This window comes from Aliinostoc sp. HNIBRCY26 (assembly GCF_050235535.1).
GTDB lineage: Bacteria > Cyanobacteriota > Cyanobacteriia > Cyanobacteriales > Nostocaceae > Trichormus.
Map to the genome: position 1 here is coordinate 982707 of NZ_CP189852.1, position 23800 is coordinate 1006506.

Consider the following 23800-nt stretch of genomic DNA (forward strand, 5'->3'; position numbering starts at 1 on the left):
AATAAAGACTTGTTTCCGTCCCCTTGCGGGGAAAGGGTGGTGTTTAACCGACATTCACGGGAACGCGATCAGCGTCGGCAGCGATGCCGTTTCCGTCCCCTTGCGGGGAAAGGGTGGTGTTTAACCACAAACTACGCCACAAGGTGAATGCCATATGTCGACCATTGTTTCCGTCCCCTTGCGGGGAAAGGGTGGTGTTTAACCTTCATGGGACTGCAAGGGGTTCATTAGTCAGAAACTAAAGTTTCCGTCCCCTTGCGGGGAAAGGGTGGTGTTTAACACCTTCTCTAGATACTGTAACCATGAGGGGTTAACTAGAGTTTCCGTCCCCTTGCGGGGAAAGGGTGGTGTTTAACCCTAATAGACACTTACAATCAGCATATAAAAAATACGGGGAGTTTCCGTCCCCTTGCGGGGAAAGGGTGGTGTTTAACCCCTACCCTGTGGAAACTATTGATATATTTAGTTTTCAAGGTTCGGTTGCGCCGGAGTACGGAAAACGGCGATGTATCAAAAAAATAATTACTGAGTTGCAGATAATTTTTTCTCAAAAATTAGCAACAGAAACAATTTAACGAAAAAACTCTAAGGAGTCAAGGCTAAAAATCTATATTAGCTACTAATTTTTGCAAATTACTCTTAAAATCTTGTAATAACTCGCAGCGACAAATTTCAAACGAACTTTACATTGCGTAACATACCCTCAAAAGCTTATCCATAAGCTATTTTCAAAATTGACAGCACACCAACAAACAACAACTTTCGTTACAAAAACAAACAATTTACCTTGAGCCAACCCCTTATTTTTATCTCGGTGTCTCATGAGTTCACTTACTTCGCGCTCTGGCAAAATTTTAGTAGTCGATGACTCTCCTGATAATGTGTTTTTAATTAAAACCATATTGGAGGAAGAAGGCTATACCATCGCTACAGCAGAAAACGGTTATTCCGCACTAGCACAACTGCAAGCATCTCCTTGTGACTTGGTGCTACTAGATTTAATGATGCCGGGAATAGATGGTTATGAGGTAACTAGGCGCATTCGTGGGGAAATGCAATTACAGCAATATATCCCCATACTCTTAATTACCGCCCATGATGCACCGAATGTAGCCCAAGGATTAGATTTAGGTGCTGATGATTTTATCCGCAAACCCGTAACAGTAGATGAATTATTAGCCAGAGTGCGATCGCTGTTGCGGTTAAAGCATAGCATGGATGAACGGGATGAAATCGCCCGTCAGCGAGAGGATTTTGTCTCCCGTCTCACCCATGATTTACGCACTCCCTTAGTAGCAGCTGACAGGATGTTGACGCTATTTGAACAAGGCGCGCTTGGTACATTATCACCACAAATGCAAGAAGCGATCGTCATTATGGGGCGTAGCAATAGTAATTTGCTATCAATGGTGAATACTTTACTAGAAGTGTATCGCTTTGAAGCTGGGCGAAAAACCTTGGCGTTTCAACCGGTGAAATTAAGTCAATTACTCCAAGAAGTAGCAGGAGAACTCACACCCTTAGCCCAAGCTAAAAATTTAAGCATCCATCTAGAGTTTGATGATACAGAAAATTCTACCACCGTGACAGGCGATCGCTTAGAGTTAAATCGCCTATTTACCAACCTCATTGGTAACGCCATCAAGTTTACTGAATCTGGTTCCGTGACTATCCGCCTGAAATCTTCTCCCTATGACAGTAAATATATAAATATAGAAATAGCAGACACGGGAAGGGGAATTTCACCCACAGAACAAGCCACACTCTTTGAAAGATTCCGCCAGGGGAGTCACAAAATTTCTGGTAGTGGTTTGGGGTTATATCTTTCCCGACGCATCGTCGAAGCCCATCACGGTAATATAGTTGTCAATTCTGAGTTAGGAAAAGGTAGTGTGTTTATTGTCTCTTTAGCGAAGGGATGACTGGAAAGTGCTGAGTGGAAAGTGTTGAGTGGAAAGTGCAGTGCTGAGTTATGAGGTGGTGAGTTAAAAGTGCTGAGTAATAAAAAGTATACTCAAAACCCAAAATTCAAAACTTAAAACTCAAAACCCAGCACTCACAACTCAGCACTAAATAAAATTATCTGTGAGGAAACAATGATTGCGATCGCAAAATCTAACATTCCAGAAATTTTACAAAAACAGAGAAATTTCTTCCAAACTGGTAAAACTAAAGATATCAATTTTCGCCTAGAACAATTAAAAAAGCTCAAGGAATTAGTTACCAATGAGCAACCGTTAATTATCAAGGCTTTAAAAGCAGATTTACACAAACCAGAGTTTGAAGCCTACGCTACAGAAATCGGCGCAGTTAAGGAGATTAGCTATGCTATCAAAAATCTCAAAAGTTGGGCTAAACCCAAAAAAGCAGATGTACCTTCGGAATTTTTTCCTTACTCCGCTAAAATCTATCCAGAACCCCTGGGAAATTTGTTAATTATCGGCCCTTGGAACTATCCTTTTCAACTAGTTATTTCTCCCTTAGTAGGTGCGATCGCGGCTGGTAATTGTGCTATTGTTAAACCCTCAGAACTTGCACCGCACACTTCTAATTTATTAGCGCAATTATTTAGTAAATATTTCCCCCAAGAGTATATCGCTATCGTAGAGGGTGGTGTAGAAACTAGTCAGGAACTACTCCAAGAAAAGTTTGATCACATCTTATTTACTGGCGGTACAGCTATCGGTAAGATTGTCATGGCAGCAGCCGCTAAACATCTCACCCCAGTTACTTTAGAATTAGGTGGGAAAAGTCCCTGCATTGTTGATACTGAAATTAATCTTGAATATACAGCTAAACGGATTGTCTGGGGTAAATTTCTCAATTGTGGACAAACTTGTATTGCTCCTGATTATCTGTTAGTAAATCGCCAAATCAAACAGGATTTAATAGCAACTTTGCAAAAAACCATCAAAGAATTTTATGGCGATCGCCCAGAAAACAGTCCCGATTATGGCAGAATTATTAACAAAAGACATTTTGAACGATTGACGCAGTTACTCAATCACGGTGAAATCATCCTGGGTGGTGACACTAATCCTGAGCAATTATATATCTCACCCACATTAATTGATCATGTCTCTCTAGATGCTCCCGTCATGCAAGACGAGATATTTGGGCCGATTTTACCCATCTTAGAATACACAGATATTACAGAAGCGATCGCCCTCATCAATTCTCGACCAAAACCCCTGGCTTTATACCTATTTTCCCAAAACAAACAATTGCAAACACGAATTTTGCAGGAAACTTCATCCGGTGGTGTCTGTCTGAATGACACCATTATGCAAGTCGGTGTTTCATCATTACCCTTTGGCGGTGTGGGTGATAGTGGTATTGGTAGTTATCACGGTAAAACCAGTTTTGACACCTTCTCACATTACAAAAGTGTCTTAAAAAATTCCTTCTGGCTAGACTTAAACTGGCGATACGCACCATATAAAGATAAATTAGCTTTACTCAAGCGAATTATTAAATAGCTTTGGGGTGCGTTAGTTAGAAAAATTTAGGTTTAACCTAACCCCCTTCCCTACGAGGGAATGGGGAAATTTTTTAGGGTTATACTAATTCTCTCTGAAGGGGTGACAAATAAATGATGTACAGAATAAAAAGCAACAAAATATTGCTTTTACTTGATTTGCGATCGCTAACCACGATACAACCTTAAACGCATAACACATCATTATTTTTAGCCTTTTACAGTCATGCGTTATCAAAAGCAACTCTTAGGATTCATTAGCTGCACTCTCCTCATGCAAGCTACTCCTGCATTGTCTGCACCTATTAATTCCTCTGGTATTTGTTTAAAAGAAGCTTCTCAATTTCCCTCTTTATCAACTTTCCTACCCTCACTCCCCCGTCTTTCAGTCTCCCTATCACTCAATGAGACAGCTTTATTAAATCAAGCTTTGGAATTAGCCAACAAAGGAAAACTTGACGAAGCATTACAACTTACACAAAGTATTTCTGATGAGGAAAAACGCTTTTATATTTGGAATGAAATCGCCAGAAGTTTAGCTGCTGCTAATCAGATTTCTACATCTGTCAGCTTTGTGCAGAAAATTGCCGACCCTGCGATTAGGAGCGAAATTTTTGGTAATCTAGCTAGAAGTATCGCATTAGTAGGTAAAACTCAGCAAGCTTTAGAAGTTGCAGCTAATATTGAAAACTCTGGTCAACGTACTTGGGTGGTGAGTGATATAACTACTGAACTAGTAGCAACAGGTAAACTCTCTGAATCATTAGAAATAGCTAAAAATGGTCAGAATAATTCTGACAAATGTTCAATTTTAAGAAGTATAGCTGTTAAATTAGCAGAAGTAGGTAGAGTATCTACAGCTTTGCAGATAGCTGACACAATGGAAGACAACTTTTGGCAAAGTTCTACATTTAACAACATTTCTAGCAAACTGTTAGAATCTCAAAAAATATCTCAAGCTGTAGAGATAGCTAAGAAAATTACCGATGAATACTATCAGAATTCTGCATTAGAGGAGATTGGCAATAGTTTAGCGCGCCAAAATAAATTTCCCCAAGCTTTAGGAATTGTGAAAGTTATCAATAGTCCAGAATATAAAGCTAAACTTTTAGTGACAATAGCAACCCAATATAGAAAAGTGGCACGCAACCCTGAAGCTTTAGCTATTCTGGCACAAGCTCTACAAATAACCAATGAAAATTTAGAAAGTTACACCAAAATTTCTTTATGGCGGGATATATCTGACGAATATAGAAGGTTGAAACAGCTTGATAAATCATTGGAAATTTTGTATAAAATAGATGCTCTAGAAACTCTCTACTAAAAATAGGATATTCGATTGTAGAGATGTTATCTTGTCAATTCTCTACAATCAATTAAGAGCGTATTTGAAAAGTGGTTGGCTGTGATTTTAGACCCTTTTTTATCCCCCCTAAACCCCCTTTTTTAAGCTATCCATTACCCGGACTTTCTCAACATTTACGAGAGTATTCACTCACGCTTTTTCTAACCCTGATTACTTCGTCCTTAATTCTCAATAAAAAGCCAATTTTAGCGAGAATACAAAAACCGAACTTGTCAAGTATGCTTGACCCCTTAGTCTCCAAGATGACTATAGAACGAGCGTTTTAGGATTGTAAAGAAAGATGTGGGTAACGCATAGCTTTTTAAGGGGGGTTATACCAATTCGCAATTCGCAATTCGCAATTCGCAATTCGCAATTAAGAAAGCCAGATAAAATCTTGATTTCAAGCTTTGCATCTGTTGCTTAATTTTGGAGAATTGGTATTAGGGGGGATCAAGCCCCATTTTGCACCCAACACAAAGATGTGTGTACACCGTAGTAGTAGGGAAGGGGGAAAATTAAAACTTCTCTCCAAGCAGGATAGGGGTTTTTCAAATGCCGTGAAAAGTCAGAATTAATCATGGGTAATTTCTAATTGGAATTACCTATGATTATTTTGTCTATTTGTTTTAATAAATCTGCTAAACTGCCGGAATTATCCAAGACAAAATCAGCCATAGCAGCTTTTTCTTGTAAAGATAGTTGACTATTAATTCTGGCTGTTGCTTGTTCTGAATTTAACTGATTGCGTTCCATTAATCTTTGTAGTTGCTGCATTTCAGTACAAGTCACAACCCAAATTTCTGTCACTAAATCAGTCATTTGGGCTTCAAATAATAAAGGTATGACTAAAACTATCGTTGATGCAGAAGATTGATGAATAGCTTGAACGAAGCGATCGCGCACATAGGGATGAATGATACTATCTATCCATTGGCGTTCAGTGGGATGGGAAAAAATCATCTCTCCCAGCCGAGAACGGTTGAGACTACCATCAGCTAGTAATATTTCTTGACCGTAACGCTGGGCGATCGCATCTAAAATAGGTGAATCGATAGCTACTGCATCCCTAGCATAGATATCTGCATCGAAAACAGGTAAACCATAGACGTTCGCCAAATAATTGGCGACAGTAGATTTACCCGTAGCAATACCCCCAGTTAAGCCGATAATGTGGTTGGTCATTAGTCAATAGTCAATAGTTTTCTATCCATTTGACTAAGGCTTGACTTAAGCCATCTAATGTATATTCTTCGGCTTCTACATCGACTCTTCCAAACAATTCATGACAGGTTTTAGAAGTTTGGGGGCCGATAGAAGCAATGCAGACTCCTTTTAAAGCGTTGGCGACATTACTTGTAAAAATTGTGTCTACCAATTGATAGAAAAATTGTACTGTCTTAGAACTGGCAAAGGTAATCACATCGACTTCGCCATTTTTTAAAGCGGATGCGGCGACTGGTGGGATACTACTAGGACAGCATGACTGATAAGCTGCTACTTCTGTAACTGCTGCGCCTTTAGCGTTAAATTCCTTCACTAACACTTCTCTACCACCGCTTTCGACTCTGGGAAAGAGTATCTTTTTTCCTGGAAGTGCTTCGGGGAAGGTTTCTATTAAAGAGTCAGCGACAAAATTGGGAGGAGTAAAATCAGGTTGGAGTCTCCGTTGTTTGAGACTTTGGGAGGTTTTTTCCCCCACGACAGCAATTTTTACCCCAGCTAAAGCACGGCTATCTTTACCTTGGGTTTGCAATCTGTCAAAGAAGTAATCTACTGCATTGGTAGAAGTCAAGATTAGCCAGTGAAATTCTGATAAATGATCAATTGCCTTATCTAAGCCTTCCCAACTAGAAGGAGGTGCAATTTCTAAAGCTGGCATTTCGATTACTTTAGCACCATAGGAGGTGAGGCGATCGCTAAATTGACTTGATTGTCCAGCCGAACGGGTGACTAAAATAGTTTTACCAGCCAAAGGTAAGTTACTAGACATAGCTTGGAGATGAGAATTTTGAGCCTTTGAAGATATTGTCTCAGGTTGTAGGTAATTACGTAGCCCCACAACTTCCCCAACCACAATGACAGCCGGTGACAACGATAAACCAGCCGTTTGTTCTAAGATATTCCCCAGTTCACCAGACCAAATCTGTTGCTGTGGTGTGCCAGCCCAACGGATAATTGCTATAGGTGTATGATGCGATCGCCCATATCGACGCAATTGATGGACAATTTTCCCCAGATTTTTACCACCCATCAAGATTACTAGTGTCTCTAAGCGCGATAAAGCCTCCCAGTCTAAAGCTTCCGTTTCGTGTGCTGTAAACACTGCAAAACAACGACTCATCACAGGATCTGTCAAAGGAATTCCCGCCAGCAAAGGCGCAGCTAAAGCGGAGGAAATCCCAGGAATGACTTCAAAATCACAACCATGAGTTTTTAAAGCTTCAATTTCCGAGGTACAGCGTCCAAAAATAAACGGATCACCTGATTTTAATCTGATAACTTGTTTACCAGCTTGACAATGCTGGACTAATAACTGATTAATTTCCGCTTGCGGTGTACTGGGTTTTCCCCCACGTTTTCCCACATCTAGCTTTAAGCAATGAGGCGAAACACACTCTAATAATTGTTCATCTACAAGGGCATCATAAATTAAAACCTCAGCCACAGCCAAAAGATGATGCGCCTTTACCGTTAAATAAGCGACATCTCCCAACCCCGCACCTACAAGATAGACTTTTCCTGTTTTAGTCATTAGTTATTAGTCATTAGTCATTAGTTTTTAAGGATTGATGACAATTAATAATTCCGCATTTTTTATTTAGCTGACTTTATTGCTCATCCTCTCTAATAATTGAGCAATCCTTTGGGCTTTTTCTGGTTGACGCTGTTTTTGGAAGAGTTCTTGAGATTTTTGGAGATTGGCTGTGGCTTCCTGTTGTTGATTTTGCAACATCAAAATATTGGCTAGCCTTAAATAACCTTCAGGATTTTTCGGACTACGTTGAATGACTTGTTGATATAAATCTTGGGCTTCTGCAACTTTATCCTGTGCTTTTAAGACATCACCTAAAAATAAGCGCACCACATCATTAGTAGAATTGATGTTAATTACTTTGCGGAAAGCTGCTTCTGCGCCTGGATAGTCTTGCTGTTGATAGAGATTTACACCTTGCTGGAATAAATTGGCGGTAATTAAAGTTTTGACGGCAAAATAAATCAGCAGAATAATGGCAATAATGACTATAAAAGTTGCCAAAACATTGGTTGTTTGCAAATTATCGAACATAATTTTTCGCTAAAAGACAGGCTATGGGAAACATTAAATATTCTAAGAAAAAAAGCTTCCAAATAAATTGATAAAATTGAGCGATCGCTTTTTTGTCTTGTAAGTCTACGGCTAAACTCCGCACCCACATCCAACACAATACTACTAAGTGCGAAATCACCAAAAATTCTGGGTTGATTAAGTCTACGCGCAATACCCCGACTGTAACTATACCCAAATAGCAAACAGTCAGTATCCACAGTGCCAAGTTAAAGACGGCTTGTGAACCTAATTGAATAGTAAAAGTTGTGATATTGTAGAGGCGATCGCCTTCTATATCGGGGATGTCTTTAAAAATGGCGATCGCTAGAGTAAACACCAAAATAAATATAGTTAATATCCATACTGCCAAAGGAATAAATTGATTATTTTGTAGTAACCACCAACTAAAATGCAAGAACAACCCTAAATTTACAATAGTTCCCCGCACTGAGAAAATACACAATGCTGCCCAAAACGGAAATCTTTTTAAGCGAATCGGCGGTAAAGAATAAGCTGTACCAATGGCTAAACTCAAACTCACCATCCCCAATAAATAAGGGCCATTTAGCCAGGCTACACCCAAAGCTAAAATCCCCATAGTGGTTACAATCAATTGTGCTTGTGTGCGGGTAAACTCTCCTGAAGCCAATGGGAGATGTGGTTTATTCACCTTATCAATCTCTACATCCTCCAGTTGATTTAATCCCACAATATAAACATTGCCACATATACAAGCTAGCCACGTACTCACAACAGGTATGATTTGAGCCACTGCAAAACCTGTAGAACTGACTGCTACAGCGATTAAATACAAACCCAACACACTTAAACTTGTACCAATAATGGTATGTGGCCGGGAAAACTTCCACAAAGCATACAGCCACTGGAAAGGGGAAAGCGATTGTTTCGTTGGCGAAGGACTATTTTGAGAACTCTGGGTCATGATTAGCTTCCAAAATTGTGTGACTGTTGACTAATGACTAAATATAAAAATACCCTGTTCTAGTCAGTGGAACAGGGTTTAATTTGGGGTGATTATTAATTATTTATTGTTTAGTGTATAAGATATTTTTGCAGTTGAAAGTCCCCTATGCCTCCACAGTCGCCCATCTTGGAAAGACCCCTTCCCTGTGGAACGCTTGGCGCAGCCTCTGGTAGAGAAGACCGCGCTACTCTCTGTGGCCTACTGTACATGAATAAATCGAACTTTTAGCTATTAGCGAGTTCTGGGATAGTAGCTTCCAACTTGAGGCAGTTAGCACCATCAACTTGTAATTGATATTCCACCTTATCCATTAATCGATTCATAATTAGCCACCCATAACCACCTTCTTGCTTATCTACTGGATTGGGCGGAAAATAAGTGGCTAAATCAAAGCCAGTACCGTAATCCCACACCTCCAAAGAAATATCTCTGCCTGTGAGTTCCAAACGCAGTAGAATAGGTATGTTCGACTGCTCCTTATGAGCATGACGGACTACGTTTGAGTAAGCTTCTACCAATGCTAGACGCAGACGACTGGACTGTCTTGACCAATCCACAGACTCACCCAATTGTACTTTTAAACATCCTAGCAACCAATTTTCGACGATACCTAAATAATTTAAGTCACTTGGTACGTGCAGCTCACTTTTCATCATTTACAAAACCTCCAGAGAAAGTATAGTTTGATCATCTTCTTGCACGGGGTTATCTGCCTGGATGCGAGCTAGTAAATGGTTCAAAGACAATGGCTGTGGTTCTTCCTGTAATATTTGCCACAAACCGTCCTGCTTAAGCATATAACGACTTGCTGGGAGATTGCCACCCACTGTATTTGCGGTCACAATTGATTTATTTGATACCATTGCTTCCGTGATTCCATCACTGGCTAGCAGTAATGTGTCTCCAGATGAGAGAACTAAACGACCTGACTGGGCTTGCCAATCAGCTAAAATTCCTAAAGGAATGCCACGAACTTTCAGATAATTTGGTTGTTCTACTACAGTGGAATGATTTGACCAAACTAATGGATAAATATGTCCAGCATTGGCATATACCAGTTCCCTGGTAGTGGGAGTAAAACAAGCTAAAACAAGTGTAATAAAGCAATTGTTGCTAATTAAGTCATTACATAAAGCCTGGTTGAGATTGTGTATAACTACGTGGGGATCAGCTGGTGTTTCCTGAGATAATTCCCGGCGCAAGACGGAAATAGCACTAGCCATAAACAAAGCAGCTGGGACACCTTTCCCAGAAACATCCCCCACCGCTAACCATAAGTCTCCTTTAGGGTGGACAAAGACTTCAAAAAAATCACCACCTACTTCTCGTGCTGGGTAACAGCACGCTTGTAACTTTGCTCCTTTAATATCTGGTAGGCTTTGGCGTAGTAGGTTGTTTTGAATTTGACGCGCAACTTCTAACTCGGCTTTGATTTGCTCTTGCTTTTCTTGGAGACGTTGGTAAAGTTTGGCTTGTGAAAGAGCTAAAGCTGCTTGCTCTGCTACACCTGTAATCAGTTGAATTTCTTCATCATGCCAAGGTTCATCTTGACCAAACTGATATAGGGCCAGCACTGCTAACAGGTCTTGTTGGTAAGATAGAGGGACAACCAAGTAATTACAGTATTTATCTTCGTATATCTCTTGAGCAAATTGATGTTGATGAGTTGCAAGCACCTTCTCAATCAGAAGAGTAGGGTCAAAAGCCTGATGGGGAAAAGAATTAACTGAATTTTGGTATGAGAATTGATTAGCTAAGAGCAGATCACCTTCTACGGGTTTGAGTAGACAACCTGTAGCATCAAAGGTTTGTCCTATGGTGGCGACAATCTTTTGTAGCATACTCTCATAGTCCAACGACTCTCGAATGGCCGTTGTCACTGCGTTAAATAAAGATTCTCGTCTTAAGGCTCGACTTAACTCTTGAGTACGTTTTTTGACAATGCGATATGTCTCAGTGGCCTGCTCAACTATAACTTTTAGGCGTTCTGGATTCCAAGGTTTAGTGATGTATTTGAAGACTTGACCAGAGTTAATTGCATCTACCAAATCTTCGACATCGGTAAAACCCGTCAGTAAAATCCGAATGGTGTCAGGAAATCGCTCTACTGTATGACTAAGAAATTCTGTACCATTCATTTCTGGCATTCTTTGATCAGAGATAATGACTGCCATTTCTCCTTCTTTTTCCAGAATTGCCAATGCGCCACGGGCATGATTGGCTTTATATACTTGAAAATCTCGCCTAAAAGTACGGTAGAGTAAATCTAAGTTATCTGGCTCATCGTCTACGACCATGAGCTTAAGTTTTTCTACCCTAGTTTCCGTCATATTGACTTTTATTTACAGGTAAATAGTCGGCGAGATAGTCAAATTGCCATCTCACCAAATTGCTAAAAATCCTGAAAAAGCGAACCTTTTCAGCACAATTATTATTTCTACGAGTATAACTTTACTCTTAATTTTCTGTACCCTTATATTTAACTTCAGAGTTCTGAAATTGGCAATTGTGGTAATTAATCAGAGACTAAAACTAACCGACTAATCCAGAACGTAAGGCACGGACTGCTGCTTGGGTGCGGTCATCAGCGCATAGTTTGTTTAAAATGTTACGCACATGAGTTTTGACCGTTCCTACAGTAATGTAAAGGCGTTCGGCAATAACTGCGTTACTACAGCCTTCTACAATTAACTGTAGAACCTCTAATTCTCTTTCTGTCAGGATGTAAGGATCTATAGTTTCTGGGTTATCTGTAGAATCTGGGTTTGATGTTACAAACTGGCGGTCTGTTTTTGGAGGATTTTGTTGTGCTTGTTGTAACACAATTCTGGCGATCGCCGGATCAATCCAAGCGTTGCCATTATAAGTAACCCTGACAGCTTCCAATAAGTTATCAAACTTAACATCTTTCATACAGTAAGAGTCAGCTCCAGCCGCAAAAGCAGCTAAAACAGCCTCCTTATTATCCTGAAGTGTGAGAATTAGCACTTTTGTTTCTAGCTCGTTGCCATTAACTGTGGCTTTTAACTCCCGTGTTAATTCAATGCCATCTTTATCAGGTAAACCAATATCGACAATTGCAATATCAGGTTGTACCATTTTTAACATACTCAATCCTTCAGCCGCATTAGCAGCTTCTCCTACAACTTCTATTCCTTCTTTTTGCGATAAAGCTGTACGAATACCTACACGAGTCAGGTCATGATCCTCAATCAGCGCAATCCGAATTTTACTCATAGTCAACTTCTACCCGTTACGCTACCTTAACTTTAAAAACTGAGTTTACGGACAAGACTTAAATAAATACTGTGTAAATAATTGTGTCTGCCAATAATATACTTGTCACTAAGTATCTAATCATCTCAACTGATGGAATTCTTTTCCATTTTGGCAATGATCACAGTCTTTTGATGAAGTATAAGCTGTTTTTATAATTTGTGACGACTAACAAAAATGACACAGTCTATAGGTTAGTTTCCCTCAGATGAGTGTTTTACCCAGTTTAATTTGGCTTAGAGACTCCCCTACACCCTATTAAAAAATTTGATAAACTATCGTTCTAGATCATCTGGTGTGAGACTAATTAAGAGCAAGGCTATGTTTCAAGCCCCTAAAGAGTTTTCAGTTTTGGGAATGCCTGTCCATGTGATAGATAACTATCCAAGTTGGTTGCTAGATTGCTGGCAAAACAACCAAGGCACTCATGTTATCACCCTCAATGCAGAAATGACCATGCAGGCACAGCAAAATCCCACTTTAGCAAAAATCATTAAAAGTGCGGATTTAGTCATTCCAGATGGTGCAGGAGTAGTTCTATATTTACGTTGGCTACTGTGGCAAAAAGTTAAACGTTGTCCAGGAATTGAATTGGCTGAAAAGCTGCTATGTGCTGTTGGGCAAAAGCAGACAGACAAAACAGTATTTTTCTATGGTGGCGCACCTGGAGTAGCAGCTACAGCAGCAGAGTTTTGGCAGCAAAAAAGTCCAGGTTTGAATATAGCTGGTACTCATTCCGGCTACCACACCGCCGAAGAAGAACAACAACTAAAACAAACCCTAACGCAACTACAACCCCAGATAATTTTGGTAGGTTTGGGAGTACCACGTCAAGAATTATGGATTTCCCAAAACCGCCATTTGTGTCCCCAGTCTATTTGGGTTGGTGTAGGTGGAAGTTTTGATATTTGGTCAGGGACAAAATCTCGTGCGCCGTCGTGGTTGGCTGATAACAATTTGGAATGGCTATATCGACTTTATCAAGAACCTTGGCGTTGGCGGCGGATGTTAGCTTTGCCGCAGTTTGCAGTGAAAGCCTGTATTTATCACTTGAGGGCTAAGAGTGCGACTTGAGGGTATTGGGGACTGGGGATTGGGGACTGGAACAAGGTAGACAAGGTAGACAAGGTAGACAAGGTAGACAAGGTAGACAAGGTAGACAAGGTAGAGTTTATTTCTCAACCTACCACTGACTACTCATTACTCATTACTCATCAATACTTCTCGGTTAAGAACAAAAGCAAGGTAAAGTGATAATTGTTCTCCAAGAAGTGGGATGGGAAAAATTGGTGCTGCTAAAAGATTTTTCGTTGATAACGCCAACCTTAGAAGCAGAGTTAATATTCAAAGCAATAGAAACAGTCATTTCGCCATCAGTAATCAGAGAAACTCTATCAGAGACAGACAGTGATGAAGAGCGAACGCGGAAATTGCCATCTGGGTTGGTAGTGTGTCTAGTCATAGCGATGAATCTATGGTCATCAGATGCAATGGGGGACGTACTGAAAAATCTGGTGAGTGGATTAAGTAGAGAATGGACGCGATTAGGGCAGTATTGGAAAGTACCAAGTAGTTCTTCAATTAGTGAAGCCAGACAGAGATTGGGATGTTGGGTAATGAGTCGGCTGTTTCACAAGATAGTCAGACCATTAGCGACAGTGCAGACTCCAGGAGCATTTTTAGGAGGACTACGAGTAATGGCAGTAGACGGTACAGTGTTGGATGTGCCAGATAGTGCGGCTAATGCCAGGGTGTTTGGATATCCAGGCAGTAGAAAAGGAACTAGAGCGGCATTTCCCAAAGTCCGTTTAGTATTGCTAATTGAGGCGGGAACGCATTTAATTGTTGATGCCTTGATGTGTCCTTACCGCATAGGAGAAAGAGTACGAGCTTTAAAATTACTCCGAGCTTGCAGTCAAGGGATGCTGCTGATGTGGGATAGAGGGCTACATTCTTACCGTATGGTTCATGCCACCTTAAAGTGCGGATGCCACTATTTAGGCCGAGTGCCAAAGAACGTTAAATTTCCCGTAGACAAGGTTTTAAACGATGGCTCATATTTGTCCTGGATTGCTCCAGACCGCAAATCCAAGAACAAAGGCGGAACAAGGATTCAAGTACGAGTTATAGAATATACTATTGACTCTGAAAATGGACAACAAACTTATCGTCTAATTACCAGTTTGATGGATATTGCTCTATTTCCGGCTTTATTGTTGGCTACAGAATATCATCAGCGTTGGGAAATCGAAAATACTATTGATGAGTTAAAAACCCATCTTAATGGACGTAAAACTCCAATTCGTTCTCTCAAACCCCGCGAAGTTGTTCAAGAAATCTACGGCTGGCTTTTAAGCCATTATGCAGTTCGTACTTTAATGTTTCAAGCCGCAACTGCTGCTGGCATATCTCCATTACGCTTAGGTTTTACTGGTTCTCTCAAAGTTATTCGTCGAGCTATTTCTGATTTTCAAGATGCTAATGGTGAGCAGTTACCCTTTTTTTCTCCAAGTTAATTCTAGAAATTATGGAGCAAAAAATCCCTCCAAGACAGGGCAGAACAAATCCCAGAGTAGTCAAAAAACCTCGTTCTAAGTTTCCATCTAGAAAACCAATCCACTCAGGAGCGGGTACTAAACGTCAACCACTCACTTTTTTTATTCTCAATACTGCTTAACTCTTAACCGAGAAGTATTGCATTACTCATTACTCATTACTCATTACTCAGCACCGGCTAAACGCCGCGCTACCGCTAACAGCACTCACTACTCAGCACTCCCTAACCTAAAGGGTGCGAAAAATTTTGAATTTTCTGTGTCAGATTTGTGATTCCTAAGTATTTCTTGGGAATCATTGTTTTTAGTCAACAGTCATTAGTCAAAAGTAGCATTAATCAATGCCTGTATTAACAACGCCCTTAACTACTGAAAATTCTCAGGATGGCGAACAGCAACATCTCGATGGTGGTGATGGTCACATAGTACAGTTACGGTCTGTGACTAAAACCTATGGTAACGGCTGTCCTGCTTTACTAGATGTCAGTTTAGCGGTGAAAAAGAAGGAATTTTTGTTTATTACTGGCCCTAGTGGTTCTGGCAAGTCAACACTGTTAAAGCTGTTGTATGGTGAAGAGTTGCCTACACAGGGAGAAGTAATTGTAAGTGATTGCAATGTTCCTGATTTGCGGGGCGATCGCTTATCATTATTACGACGCAAAATTGGCATTGTGTTTCAAGACTATAAACTGATTCCTCAGCGCACGGTGTCAGAAAATGTCATGTTTGTTTTGCAAGCACAAGGTTACACTCGCAAGGAAATTCAACGCCGCTTAGAACCTACATTGAAACTGGTAGGGTTGCTTTCTAAGGCTGATTGTTTTCCTGATCAACTTTCTGGGGGTGAACAACAGCGAGTCAGTATTGCACGGGCAATTGTGGGAACACCACCTCTACTTTTAGCTGACGAACCTACAGGTAATCTTGATCCTGATAACTCCTGGCAGGTAATGCAAATTCTGCAAAAATTAAATTCTTTTGGGGCAACGGTGATTGTCACTACACACGACGAACAATTAGTACGTAGGTGTAATCAACCAGTGGTACAAGTTCGTAACGGTAAACTATATAGGCAATCAATCAAAAAGGGTAAATAATCTTGGGGTATGGGGCATGGGGCATTGTTTTGAACTTCGCCCTTATACCCCAATACGGTTCAGTTAAGGTGGTGAGAGTTGATTTCTCAATTTTTGCTTGCTCTACCTATTAGACAATGAGCAAGATTTGGGGGATTCTCCCCCAAGCCCCCGATTGGGGGACGGTTGCGTCCCCCAAACCCCCTCCAAAATCATTTTTTCGTTTTTTGTTGAGTGATCATTTGCTGGTTTTGTTGAAATTTATTTTTTTTATCTGAACCGTATTGCCTTATACCCCTACACGCTTACACCCTTACACCCCTAAATAGAAGCTCGTTCTTTGACTTTAGTTGCTAAAGGCCTGAGAGTCGGTAAGGGTGTAGATGATTGCGATCGCTCGAAGGTTTGTAAACTCTCAAAGGCTGCTTCACGAATTGCGGTTTCTTCTTCTCGGCTCAAGAGAAAATGTAAACATTGCACGATATCTTGCTGTATTGCAGGGTCAAGTTTATAGCGGTTGACTATTTTGGTTAAGCGACGAACGGCTATTAAACGTTTGATGGCATCGGGTTCTGTGAGGTCAAGTAGCAGTTTCTCAAAGTTGTCTGCTTCACGATGACTGTAAAAATTGACAATTTGCCAGACTAATAAAATTAAAGTTAATAAAGTTCCTAGACCTTGGACAATAGTTCCAGCAGCTATCCAATGGCTATGAGAATCAGCCCAAATTGCCGCCGCCATATAGGTGCTGAGAGTCGCGATTCCACCACTGCTGACTGCTAGGATTAGTTGGCGGTTGGGACTGTTGAGAAATTTTTTGATTTCTTCCCAAGGTAATTGATAATGCCATTTGTGCATTGAGTGGACTATTAACATGATGCTAATCCCAACTAGCAATGCTAACAGTAATTTCCAGTTCCACAACAGCATAGCAACAAGCAATGTCAAAAAACCGAGAATTGCTCCTGGTTCAGAGAGACGTTGCATAGTTCGTTGCTTAGTGGCTTTGGTTTTCAACTCTGGAAGCAGCCTCTCAGGTATCTGGTTGATCAATTGCTGCCAAGAAGATACAGCCTTTGCCACAGTGTTTACCTACCTACTTACAAAATATGTATATTGATTACACTCAGTATGGTGAAGTTAGCCAGTTAAGCAATTTTAGATTTTAGATTTTGCGGAAAGTCTGAGCGGAGGTTTCCTCCGATCAGAACTTTTCCAAGACGGATTTTAGATTGAAGTTAGCGTATTCAGAAGCAGCACAGCGAGTATTTTGGATTTATTCCGTCCACTGTCTTGCAGGGAATGAACCTAAAAACCTCAATCCGAAATCTTTCTGAGAAAAGTAAACTACAGACTTCCGCAGAATTTAAAATCTAAAATTCGGAGGGTCAAAGAAAGCTGAAATTTTCAGCATATCTTACCTGGTCACTTTACCTTTACTCAGTAATATAAATCGAATATCAATATTACTCTATAAGCTTATCGGGGCTAAAGTCGGAAAAACAGGTTTTACTGCCGAATTTTTGAGTTTTGAGTATAAAAATAATATTGAATGTATTCTTAGGCACTTAAGTATAACAAGAGGCAAATTTTACTGCTAGATGATTAAGGTGTCTTTCTCCTACCCCACTTTGTAGTCGTTTAAAGACAAAAACGAAATTCATCAATGGTAAATTGACCATCGAAGGCGCAGAAGGTGATGGAGTGAATATTTTTAGCAGCAACAGACAAGAGGATGTTCGGGGATAAGGATGAATCGGAGTTAGCTAGATTTGCGCTAGGTAGAATACTTTGACAGAGCAATTGGCGATCGCGATCATAAGCTGAAAGCACTAATCGTTGTGAGCTGGTGACACTCGCACTCACCCAGTTAACTGGTTGTAAGAACGTGGCTTCTAAAAATCCGCCTTTAGGAGAACCCATTAATGCTGTTGATCCTAGTTTGGTGGGAAAGGCGGGGTTAGAAGGTTGTATGGCGATGGAGTTCTGAAAAATCACGCCCCATTGCTCGTATTGATGCTCCACTACTTCAAAGCACTTTAAATCTTCCAAGTTCAAACAGATACAAGTCGGTACGTCTACAGTAAAGTGTGCAGTCGCTTCTTCTAATTGACTGCGCTTGGCTGAAGCTATGATTTGATTCTGTACATCAGACTGTTCGATTCTACATATGTCGGGTTCAAGTTGTGACACTTGCGCTGATTGGAGAGTTACCTGCTTACCCACAATTTCCCACCTTACCATTAACCAGAGAAACACTATTCTGAGCTAGTACACCACAGCGATCGCCTTAAACCTTGCTACTGATGATGTACAGCCGTCCTTAACGGACGCTTTGACTCTTTTAAGAATAACAAAACTATCCGTAAGTTTTCTGTAGACTATCACAAAAAACCCACCGCCAAGTATTGTCTAAGTAATACTATTTACCAAAATTAAAACTAAGGAAACCTTGCTATATGGTGTTTTTAGGCAAAATAACCTTTTAGACCGAAAAAATAAATACTGAATCTTTACAACTAAACTAGTGATTTTACATCTACTTAATCTGACGCTAGCCAGAGGTTAGAAAATGATTGTTCAAAGATAATTGGGGACTGGGGATTGGGGACTGGGGACTGGGGACAAGGGAGACAAGGCAGACAAGGCAGACAGGGTAGACAAATCATAACTAATGACTAATGACCAATAACTAATGACTATTGACTAAAAACTATGATTCAACCACAGGGATTTGAACAACGCTCAATCATGACATCGCTGGGTAAAATGGCGTACTACACCGCCACTGGTTCCCTTTGGCAAGAAAATCCTCCTAAAACCACTGAAAAAGAAACTTTAGTGTTTTTGCATGGTTTTGGTGGTGGTTCTTCTGCTTATGAGTGGTCAAAGGTTTATCCAGCTTTTGCGTCAGAATATCGCATTCTCGCACCTGATTTAATTGGGTGGGGTCAATCTGAACATCCAGCGAGAAATTATACGATTGATGATTATTTGACGACGATTCGGGAATTTTTTGAGCAGACTTGTACAGAATCGGTGACAGCGATCGCATCTTCGCTCACAGCCGCATTTACAATCAGAGTGGCGATTACCCATCCCAATTTATTCAAATCGCTAATTCTGGTGACACCTGCGGGGCTTTCTGATTTTGGTGAAGACTATTCCCGTAGCTTGTTTGCTCAAATCGTCAGCGTGCCGATTCTTGACCGCTTACTATACAGCACAGGAATTGCTACTAGCGGCGGTATTCGGAGTTTCTTAGAACAGCGACAATTTGCCCAACCTAACCGAGTTTACGAAGAGATTGTAGAAGCCTATCTCAAATCTGCCCAGCAACATAATGCTGAGTATGCAGCGTTATCTTTTGTGAGGGGTGATTTGTGCTTTGATTTATCACTCTACATTCAACAATTGCTGACTCCTACCGCCATTATTTGGGGTCAAAAGTCCCAATTTACGGGGCCAGATATAGGTCGTCGCCTAGCAGAGAAAAATCCCCAAGCCATCCGCGTGTTTAAACCTCTAGAAGACGTAGGTTTAACACCACAGTTAGAACTACCGGCTGTCACCATCGGTCTAATTCGCCGATTTTTAGCATTGCTGAATGAATAGGGTATTGGGAATAGGGAATAGGGAATGGGGCATTGGGCATTGGGAATAGGGCATTGGAAATTAAATTAAAATCCCCCTTGTCTCAATTCCCTAATGACTAATGACTAATGACTAATGACTATTGACTATTGACTATTGACCAATTCCCGCAATTTATACGCAACTGCGCCAGTAGTGAGTAATTCTTTGGCTTTGACTATACCCGCTTGCATAGTGCTACAAATTCCACCGCGCCAGAGGTAAAATCCTCCATTCCATAAGGCTGTTTGCATGAGTTCGTTGGGTTTTCCCGCCAATACTTCCTGCATCTGGGCTAGCAACTCTGCGGTGGTGTTTAGGGGTACATTTTTGGTGGTGAAGCCGTAATCATGGGGTGAAAGTAGTAATCTTTCTATGTCTTGGGGTGGTTGAGATAAGGCGATAATAGCGGTGCGATCGCGTGGTAAATCACAACTGCCTTCTAGTCCTTTAATTAAGGTAAACTTTGTTACTCCTCTTAGTTCCAAGGCTGTCTGAAACATCCCTTCTGTGGGTGGATGGACAAAGCCTGCTACAGCGTGAGTTTCCCCAGCGTATGGACACCAAATTAGTTCCATTGTGGCAAAGGGTGGACGTTTACCTAATTGGTCACGGTATTCCCAAATACTGTTAGTTAAGGGAAAATGCTTTGGTGTATAAACAAACCCAATGCCTGTTTTCTCTAGGATGGCTTGAGTGTTTGCTAGTGAGAGGCTAGTCCAATCGACTTCTAAACCTTGCCAAATCTCTACTAATGGTAAACCGTATTTGGTAGGGAGGCGATCGCCGCCGTGCATGATGACTGGTTGACCTGCTGTGGCTAGTATCAGGGCTATGATGGGGCTGATGGGTGCTGTTCTGGTTTTGCCATCATAGGGTTGACCGAGTACCATAACTGGGTGTGTAGAGTTAATTGCCGACAGTTTTGGCCCTAATTCCTCATAAGCATCTAACATTCCCGCTAATTCTTCGCCTGTGGGACGTTTGATGCGATGGGCAATCAAAAACGCACCAATTTGGGCTGGTGTAGCTTCACCCAATAACATCATTTTAGTGGCAGTGGCAGCTTCTGCACGAGTTAAACTCTCGCTGGTATGATTGCCACTGCCTACTTTTTTCAGCAGATCCCTGAATACAATGCTCATAAAACGTAGATGGTCAACAGTCAGTAGTCAACAGTCAATAGTCAAGTTTGATACCAATCCACTAAAATCATGAAACAAATCCAAATCCAGAAACACTTGCAAAATATGGATTTCTTAATTTTGAATTTTGAATTTTGAATTTTGAATTTTGAATTAGTATGATACTGGGTACTATTGACAGTAGACATTTGACTAATCATAGCTTTAAGCAGGCGATCGCTGTTGCTGGAACTATAGATGAGATAGAATCTCATCTATGTTGTTAAAACGTGAAGGTTGTACGTAACACCCCTACAGTTGTGGTGTCATTGTTGCTATTACCTTCTGGGTTAAATAAAACAAACGCCCCTGGGGTAATACTGACATTATCGCTAACTTTCAGTCGATAATAGGCTTCTAAGTGGTAAGGAGTAGCGCGATTTTCACCTTCTGGGGTGAGTGAAGCTTCTCCACTAGCGTCAACACGGTGGAGTGGTTGACCAAAAAGAATCCCCGCCGCATTTCCCTGTTTGAATAAATCTCTGAAGTGAACCCCTACCATCCAACTAGTAAAGTTAGTGGAAGCGTCTACACTATTTGAGGAATCATCGACAAATAACGCTGCGCCATAACCAGATAAAGCTATCTGGGGAGAGAATCGCCAAGTTACCGTTCCCCCGACAGAATTAAGTTGGACTGGTGTTCCCAAAGGTACGCCAGCTAAAGCACCGATATCATTTCTGATTAATCCTGTGCCTAGAATATTGATTTCGTGATAGCTATGGGAGTAATTTAAACCAATATCTAAATCACGACTAGGTTTGAAGGTTAACTGAGCAGCAATTACACTACTACCACTAAATAAGCCGCCACCTAATGGTGTATTAGAAACGTCTGGGGCGACTTCATTGGGAGATTTTTCTGGAAGATTAGCATTAACACTGCCATATAAAGCTCTAAAGTCCAGACTTGGAGAAATGCTGTAAATAAATCCAGCTGCCGATGCTAAACCAGAACCAGAAGTTCCACCAGAGACGCGTAATACAGGATTTAATCCGCCAAAACGAGAAATTGATTCTTGTCCTTCACCATAAAAGGGTGTAATTGCTGGAAAAGCATCGGATGTTTCAGCCGCAGTCCCCGCAAACAAGGTTAATCTATTGCTAACGGGGAAGATATAGAGCAATTTATAAAGTTCAAGATTATTTGCCCCAACATTTGACAAATCCTTGACATTAAGTCCTGGAAACTGTGGCTCGAAACTAGTCCGCGCACTACTAGCACTGAGTAAATCAGAAGATAATCCTAAACTATTTTGTAAGCTACCTTGACCAGTTACTCCACCCAAAAAGTTGTGGGCTTGTAAACCGGTAATTAATAAATCTTTCCCAGTGAAGCTAGTGGTCAGATTTAACCGCACTCGATTTACTAAGATGGGGTTAGGGTCACTTCTTCCAGACGCACCACCAGTAGCAGCAAGAGCAGCAATAATGACTTCTCCATTCAGTTTAGTAGTAGTAGAAAACTGATTGGCTTCTAGTTCTGCTGTGCGGGCTTCTAGGGCATCTACTCGACCTCTTAATGTTGCCAATTCTGCCGCAAATTGTTCTTGCAGTTTTTGCAAGGTGGCTAAATCTTCTTTTTTAACTAAATCGGCAGTTGCAGTGGCTATCAATTCATTGATGCGCTCTAAACAAGCATTTAAACCGGCAGCGAATTCATAGCGAGTCATGGCGCGATCGCCACGATAGGTCAAATTCGGATAGCCTGCAATACAACCGTAACGCTCAACTAGAGATTGTAAGGCTTGAAATGCCCAGTCAGTCGGTTGTACGTCAGATAATTGAGATACAGATGTGACTTGTGCAAATGTGTCTGATGTTTGCTCAGGTTGTGCAGAATTGATTGCAGAGTCTGATTGCGTATCTGCGTTGTTTTGTTGCGCTTGTGCTGGAGATAAGTCTTGCTGATTAGTATTATCTGCTAGCAGTAATTCATCAGCAACAATTGTCTCTGAATTAGTTTTATTTATACTATCTTTAGTGTTAGCTAATTTTTGGTCGTTAAGCTCTGAATTAGTGATGGCTTTAACGGGCAAAATACCAGAAATTAAGCATAAGAAAATTACTCCCCCAGAAGAAGCTAGCAGATGTTTGTTCATGGCAATTCCAAGATGTATGCAGTCAAAAAGCCTGATTTAATGTTATTGATAAGTAAATCTAAAGTCCGTTGATCAAGTTAATCTAGTTAATTTTTTACCTGATTATTTCCACATGATTTTGGCTAAATTCACTTATCAAAGCATTAGTTAATAATGCAAGTATTAAATTATAGTAAATCCTATTTTGAGAAATAATTAACAAACGAAACTATTGATAGTTTCTATAGTTTCCATTATTTAAATTATGGGTAAATAAATATATTTTGTGGTATGTGCGAGCAATATGGCTGCGACTGGTTGGGACTTCCAACTAAAAAAATATACAATCGCCGTGGTGAGCAGGGGGCAGAGAGCAGAGGGAAAAATCAAATCGGTGGTTAATCGAGAGTTATCACTATACGTTGAAAAGCGGTTGTTGTATCGAGAAATTATAATTGGAGAGCGGGAAACGGCTATCTATGGCATGAGCGACATATTCGATTGTGGCATGACGATTATTATGGTTAACTTACCAAGCAAGGGACAATCCCGAACAAAGTTGTGAAACGGTGTTAACTACCGTTGAATGGCAACGCCAGTCGCCTCAAGTCGGGAAACTCGCCCACGGTGCTGGCTCATCTTTATGTGCGAGTGTGAACAAGAACCCAATTCCACCAGACGAGCCACCAACATTAACAGCAGCTGTACAGATGATTGCTCGACTTGGTGGTTTTCTGGGTCGTAAAGGTGATGGTGAACCCGGTGTCAAGACTATTTGGCGAGGGTTACGACGATTGCACGATATCGCTGCCACTTGGAAACTAGCCCATCAACTCTCAAGGCATACTTTCTGAATTTTGTCTAATCTTTATGGCAAC

At 40.8% G+C, this 23800-nt stretch carries 18 protein-coding genes, 1 pseudogene and 1 CRISPR repeat array (1 of these 20 running past the window's edge); of the genes and pseudogenes, 8 read left to right on the plus strand and 11 right to left on the minus strand.

The annotated features are described in order from the left end of the window. Positions 1-435: direct repeats of the CRISPR family, unit length 38 nt; unit sequence GTTTCCGTCCCCTTGCGGGGAAAGGGTGGTGTTTAACC; it begins 69 nt to the left of the window's first position. A gap of 386 nt (positions 436-821) precedes the next feature. The 3 genes from ACQFX9_RS04180 (at position 822) to ACQFX9_RS04190 (ending at position 4802) form a co-directional block, all read left to right on the plus strand. Next, a complete protein-coding gene (locus ACQFX9_RS04180) occupies positions 822-1922 on the plus strand; it encodes a hybrid sensor histidine kinase/response regulator (RefSeq protein WP_427160836.1) in 1101 nt (366 codons plus the stop codon). A 174-nt stretch (positions 1923-2096) separates the two neighbouring features. Continuing rightward, entirely contained in the window at positions 2097-3479 is a 1383-nt protein-coding gene (locus ACQFX9_RS04185; RefSeq protein ID WP_427160837.1) for an aldehyde dehydrogenase, read from the plus strand. A gap of 273 nt (positions 3480-3752) precedes the next feature. Next, positions 3753-4802 (plus strand): hypothetical protein, encoded by a 1050-nt coding sequence (locus ACQFX9_RS04190; protein WP_427160838.1) that lies wholly within the window; start codon positions 3753-3755, stop codon positions 4800-4802. A gap of 612 nt (positions 4803-5414) precedes the next feature. On the opposite strand, the gene coaE is transcribed toward ACQFX9_RS04190, so the two are convergent. From coaE to ACQFX9_RS04225, 7 genes are all read right to left on the minus strand, one after another. After that, the gene (gene coaE / locus ACQFX9_RS04195; protein WP_427160839.1) at positions 5415-6008 is read right to left on the minus strand and encodes a dephospho-CoA kinase; all 594 of its coding nucleotides are present in this window, start codon (positions 6006-6008) and stop codon (positions 5415-5417) included. 10 nt (positions 6009-6018) lie between these two features. Further along, positions 6019-7578 (minus strand): uroporphyrinogen-III C-methyltransferase, encoded by a 1560-nt coding sequence (gene cobA / locus ACQFX9_RS04200; protein WP_427160840.1) that lies wholly within the window; start codon positions 7576-7578, stop codon positions 6019-6021. Between the two features lie 66 nt (positions 7579-7644). Beyond that, positions 7645-8112: a tetratricopeptide repeat protein gene (locus ACQFX9_RS04205; protein WP_427160841.1), complete on the minus strand. Its 468-nt coding sequence runs from the start codon at positions 8110-8112 to the stop codon at positions 7645-7647. Next, positions 8102-9076, minus strand: coding sequence for a homogentisate phytyltransferase (locus ACQFX9_RS04210; protein ID WP_427160842.1), 975 nt, complete (start codon positions 9074-9076; stop codon positions 8102-8104). The genes ACQFX9_RS04205 and ACQFX9_RS04210 overlap by 11 nt, the downstream gene beginning before the upstream one ends. A gap of 266 nt (positions 9077-9342) precedes the next feature. Further along, positions 9343-9771, minus strand: a complete 429-nt coding sequence (locus ACQFX9_RS04215) for an ATP-binding protein (RefSeq protein ID WP_427162790.1) — start codon at positions 9769-9771, stop codon at positions 9343-9345. Positions 9772-9774: 3 nt separating this feature from the next. Further along, complete coding sequence (locus ACQFX9_RS04220; protein WP_427160843.1) at positions 9775-11448, minus strand: SpoIIE family protein phosphatase; 1674 nt, start codon at positions 11446-11448, stop codon at positions 9775-9777. Positions 11449-11650: 202 nt separating this feature from the next. Next, positions 11651-12355 carry a response regulator gene (locus ACQFX9_RS04225; protein ID WP_427160844.1) on the minus strand — a complete coding sequence of 235 codons (705 nt, stop codon included), beginning with the start codon at positions 12353-12355 and terminating at the stop codon, positions 11651-11653. A gap of 360 nt (positions 12356-12715) precedes the next feature. Here ACQFX9_RS04225 and ACQFX9_RS04230 point away from each other — a divergent pair, with 360 nt between their 5' ends. The 3 genes from ACQFX9_RS04230 to ftsE all read left to right on the plus strand — a co-directional run bounded on the left by ACQFX9_RS04230 (position 12716) and on the right by ftsE (position 16046). Continuing rightward, entirely contained in the window at positions 12716-13468 is a 753-nt protein-coding gene (locus ACQFX9_RS04230) for a WecB/TagA/CpsF family glycosyltransferase (protein WP_427160845.1), read from the plus strand. 305 nt (positions 13469-13773) lie between these two features. Then, the gene (locus tag ACQFX9_RS04235) at positions 13774-14910 is read left to right on the plus strand and encodes an IS4 family transposase (protein ID WP_427162786.1); all 1137 of its coding nucleotides are present in this window, start codon (positions 13774-13776) and stop codon (positions 14908-14910) included. Positions 14911-15290: 380 nt separating this feature from the next. Continuing rightward, positions 15291-16046: a cell division ATP-binding protein FtsE gene (ftsE, locus tag ACQFX9_RS04240; protein ID WP_427160846.1), complete on the plus strand. Its 756-nt coding sequence runs from the start codon at positions 15291-15293 to the stop codon at positions 16044-16046. 300 nt (positions 16047-16346) lie between these two features. On the opposite strand, the gene ACQFX9_RS04245 is transcribed toward ftsE, so the two are convergent. Further along, complete coding sequence (locus tag ACQFX9_RS04245; protein ID WP_427160847.1) at positions 16347-17108, minus strand: armadillo-type fold-containing protein; 762 nt, start codon at positions 17106-17108, stop codon at positions 16347-16349. Positions 17109-17666: 558 nt separating this feature from the next. After that, entirely contained in the window at positions 17667-18269 is a 603-nt protein-coding gene (locus ACQFX9_RS04250) for a hypothetical protein (RefSeq protein ID WP_427160848.1), read from the minus strand. Positions 18270-18740: 471 nt separating this feature from the next. Here ACQFX9_RS04250 and ACQFX9_RS04255 point away from each other — a divergent pair, with 471 nt between their 5' ends. Continuing rightward, positions 18741-19640, plus strand: coding sequence for an alpha/beta fold hydrolase (locus ACQFX9_RS04255; RefSeq protein WP_427160849.1), 900 nt, complete (start codon positions 18741-18743; stop codon positions 19638-19640). A 125-nt stretch (positions 19641-19765) separates the two neighbouring features. Here the strand turns inward: ACQFX9_RS04255 and ACQFX9_RS04260 are convergent, their stop codons facing one another. Together ACQFX9_RS04260 and ACQFX9_RS04265 are read right to left on the minus strand one after the other, a co-directional pair. After that, positions 19766-20803 (minus strand): anthranilate phosphoribosyltransferase family protein, encoded by a 1038-nt coding sequence (locus ACQFX9_RS04260; RefSeq protein WP_427160850.1) that lies wholly within the window; start codon positions 20801-20803, stop codon positions 19766-19768. Positions 20804-21065: 262 nt separating this feature from the next. Continuing rightward, positions 21066-22943, minus strand: coding sequence for an iron uptake porin (locus ACQFX9_RS04265; protein ID WP_427160851.1), 1878 nt, complete (start codon positions 22941-22943; stop codon positions 21066-21068). Between the two features lie 365 nt (positions 22944-23308). On the opposite strand from ACQFX9_RS04265, the pseudogene ACQFX9_RS04270 reads away from it, so the two are divergent. After that, positions 23309-23776 (plus strand): annotated as a pseudogene (locus tag ACQFX9_RS04270) (IS4 family transposase); the annotation flags it as partial. Positions 23777-23800: the final 24 nt, after the last annotated feature.

Bases quoted from the DNA above. Each gene is read 5' to 3' on its own strand.
- ACQFX9_RS04255 (WP_427160849.1), top strand. From the start codon at position 18,741: ATGATTCAACCACAGGGATTTGAACAACGCTCAATCATGACATCGCTG.
- ACQFX9_RS04260 (WP_427160850.1), bottom strand. From the start codon at position 20,803: ATGAGCATTGTATTCAGGGATCTGCTGAAAAAAGTAGGCAGTGGCAAT.
- ACQFX9_RS04205 (WP_427160841.1), bottom strand. From the start codon at position 8,112: ATGTTCGATAATTTGCAAACAACCAATGTTTTGGCAACTTTTATAGTC.
- ACQFX9_RS04180 (WP_427160836.1), top strand. From the start codon at position 822: ATGAGTTCACTTACTTCGCGCTCTGGCAAAATTTTAGTAGTCGATGAC.
- ACQFX9_RS04210 (WP_427160842.1), bottom strand. From the start codon at position 9,076: ATGACCCAGAGTTCTCAAAATAGTCCTTCGCCAACGAAACAATCGCTT.
- ACQFX9_RS04185 (WP_427160837.1), top strand. From the start codon at position 2,097: ATGATTGCGATCGCAAAATCTAACATTCCAGAAATTTTACAAAAACAG.
- coaE (WP_427160839.1), bottom strand. From the start codon at position 6,008: ATGACCAACCACATTATCGGCTTAACTGGGGGTATTGCTACGGGTAAA.
- ACQFX9_RS04265 (WP_427160851.1), bottom strand. From the start codon at position 22,943: ATGAACAAACATCTGCTAGCTTCTTCTGGGGGAGTAATTTTCTTATGC.
- cobA (WP_427160840.1), bottom strand. From the start codon at position 7,578: ATGACTAAAACAGGAAAAGTCTATCTTGTAGGTGCGGGGTTGGGAGAT.
- ACQFX9_RS04215 (WP_427162790.1), bottom strand. From the start codon at position 9,771: ATGAAAAGTGAGCTGCACGTACCAAGTGACTTAAATTATTTAGGTATC.
- ACQFX9_RS04220 (WP_427160843.1), bottom strand. From the start codon at position 11,448: ATGACGGAAACTAGGGTAGAAAAACTTAAGCTCATGGTCGTAGACGAT.
- ACQFX9_RS04225 (WP_427160844.1), bottom strand. From the start codon at position 12,355: ATGAGTAAAATTCGGATTGCGCTGATTGAGGATCATGACCTGACTCGT.
- ACQFX9_RS04230 (WP_427160845.1), top strand. From the start codon at position 12,716: ATGTTTCAAGCCCCTAAAGAGTTTTCAGTTTTGGGAATGCCTGTCCAT.
- ftsE (WP_427160846.1), top strand. From the start codon at position 15,291: ATGCCTGTATTAACAACGCCCTTAACTACTGAAAATTCTCAGGATGGC.
- ACQFX9_RS04190 (WP_427160838.1), top strand. From the start codon at position 3,753: ATGCAAGCTACTCCTGCATTGTCTGCACCTATTAATTCCTCTGGTATT.
- ACQFX9_RS04250 (WP_427160848.1), bottom strand. From the start codon at position 18,269: ATGGTAAGGTGGGAAATTGTGGGTAAGCAGGTAACTCTCCAATCAGCG.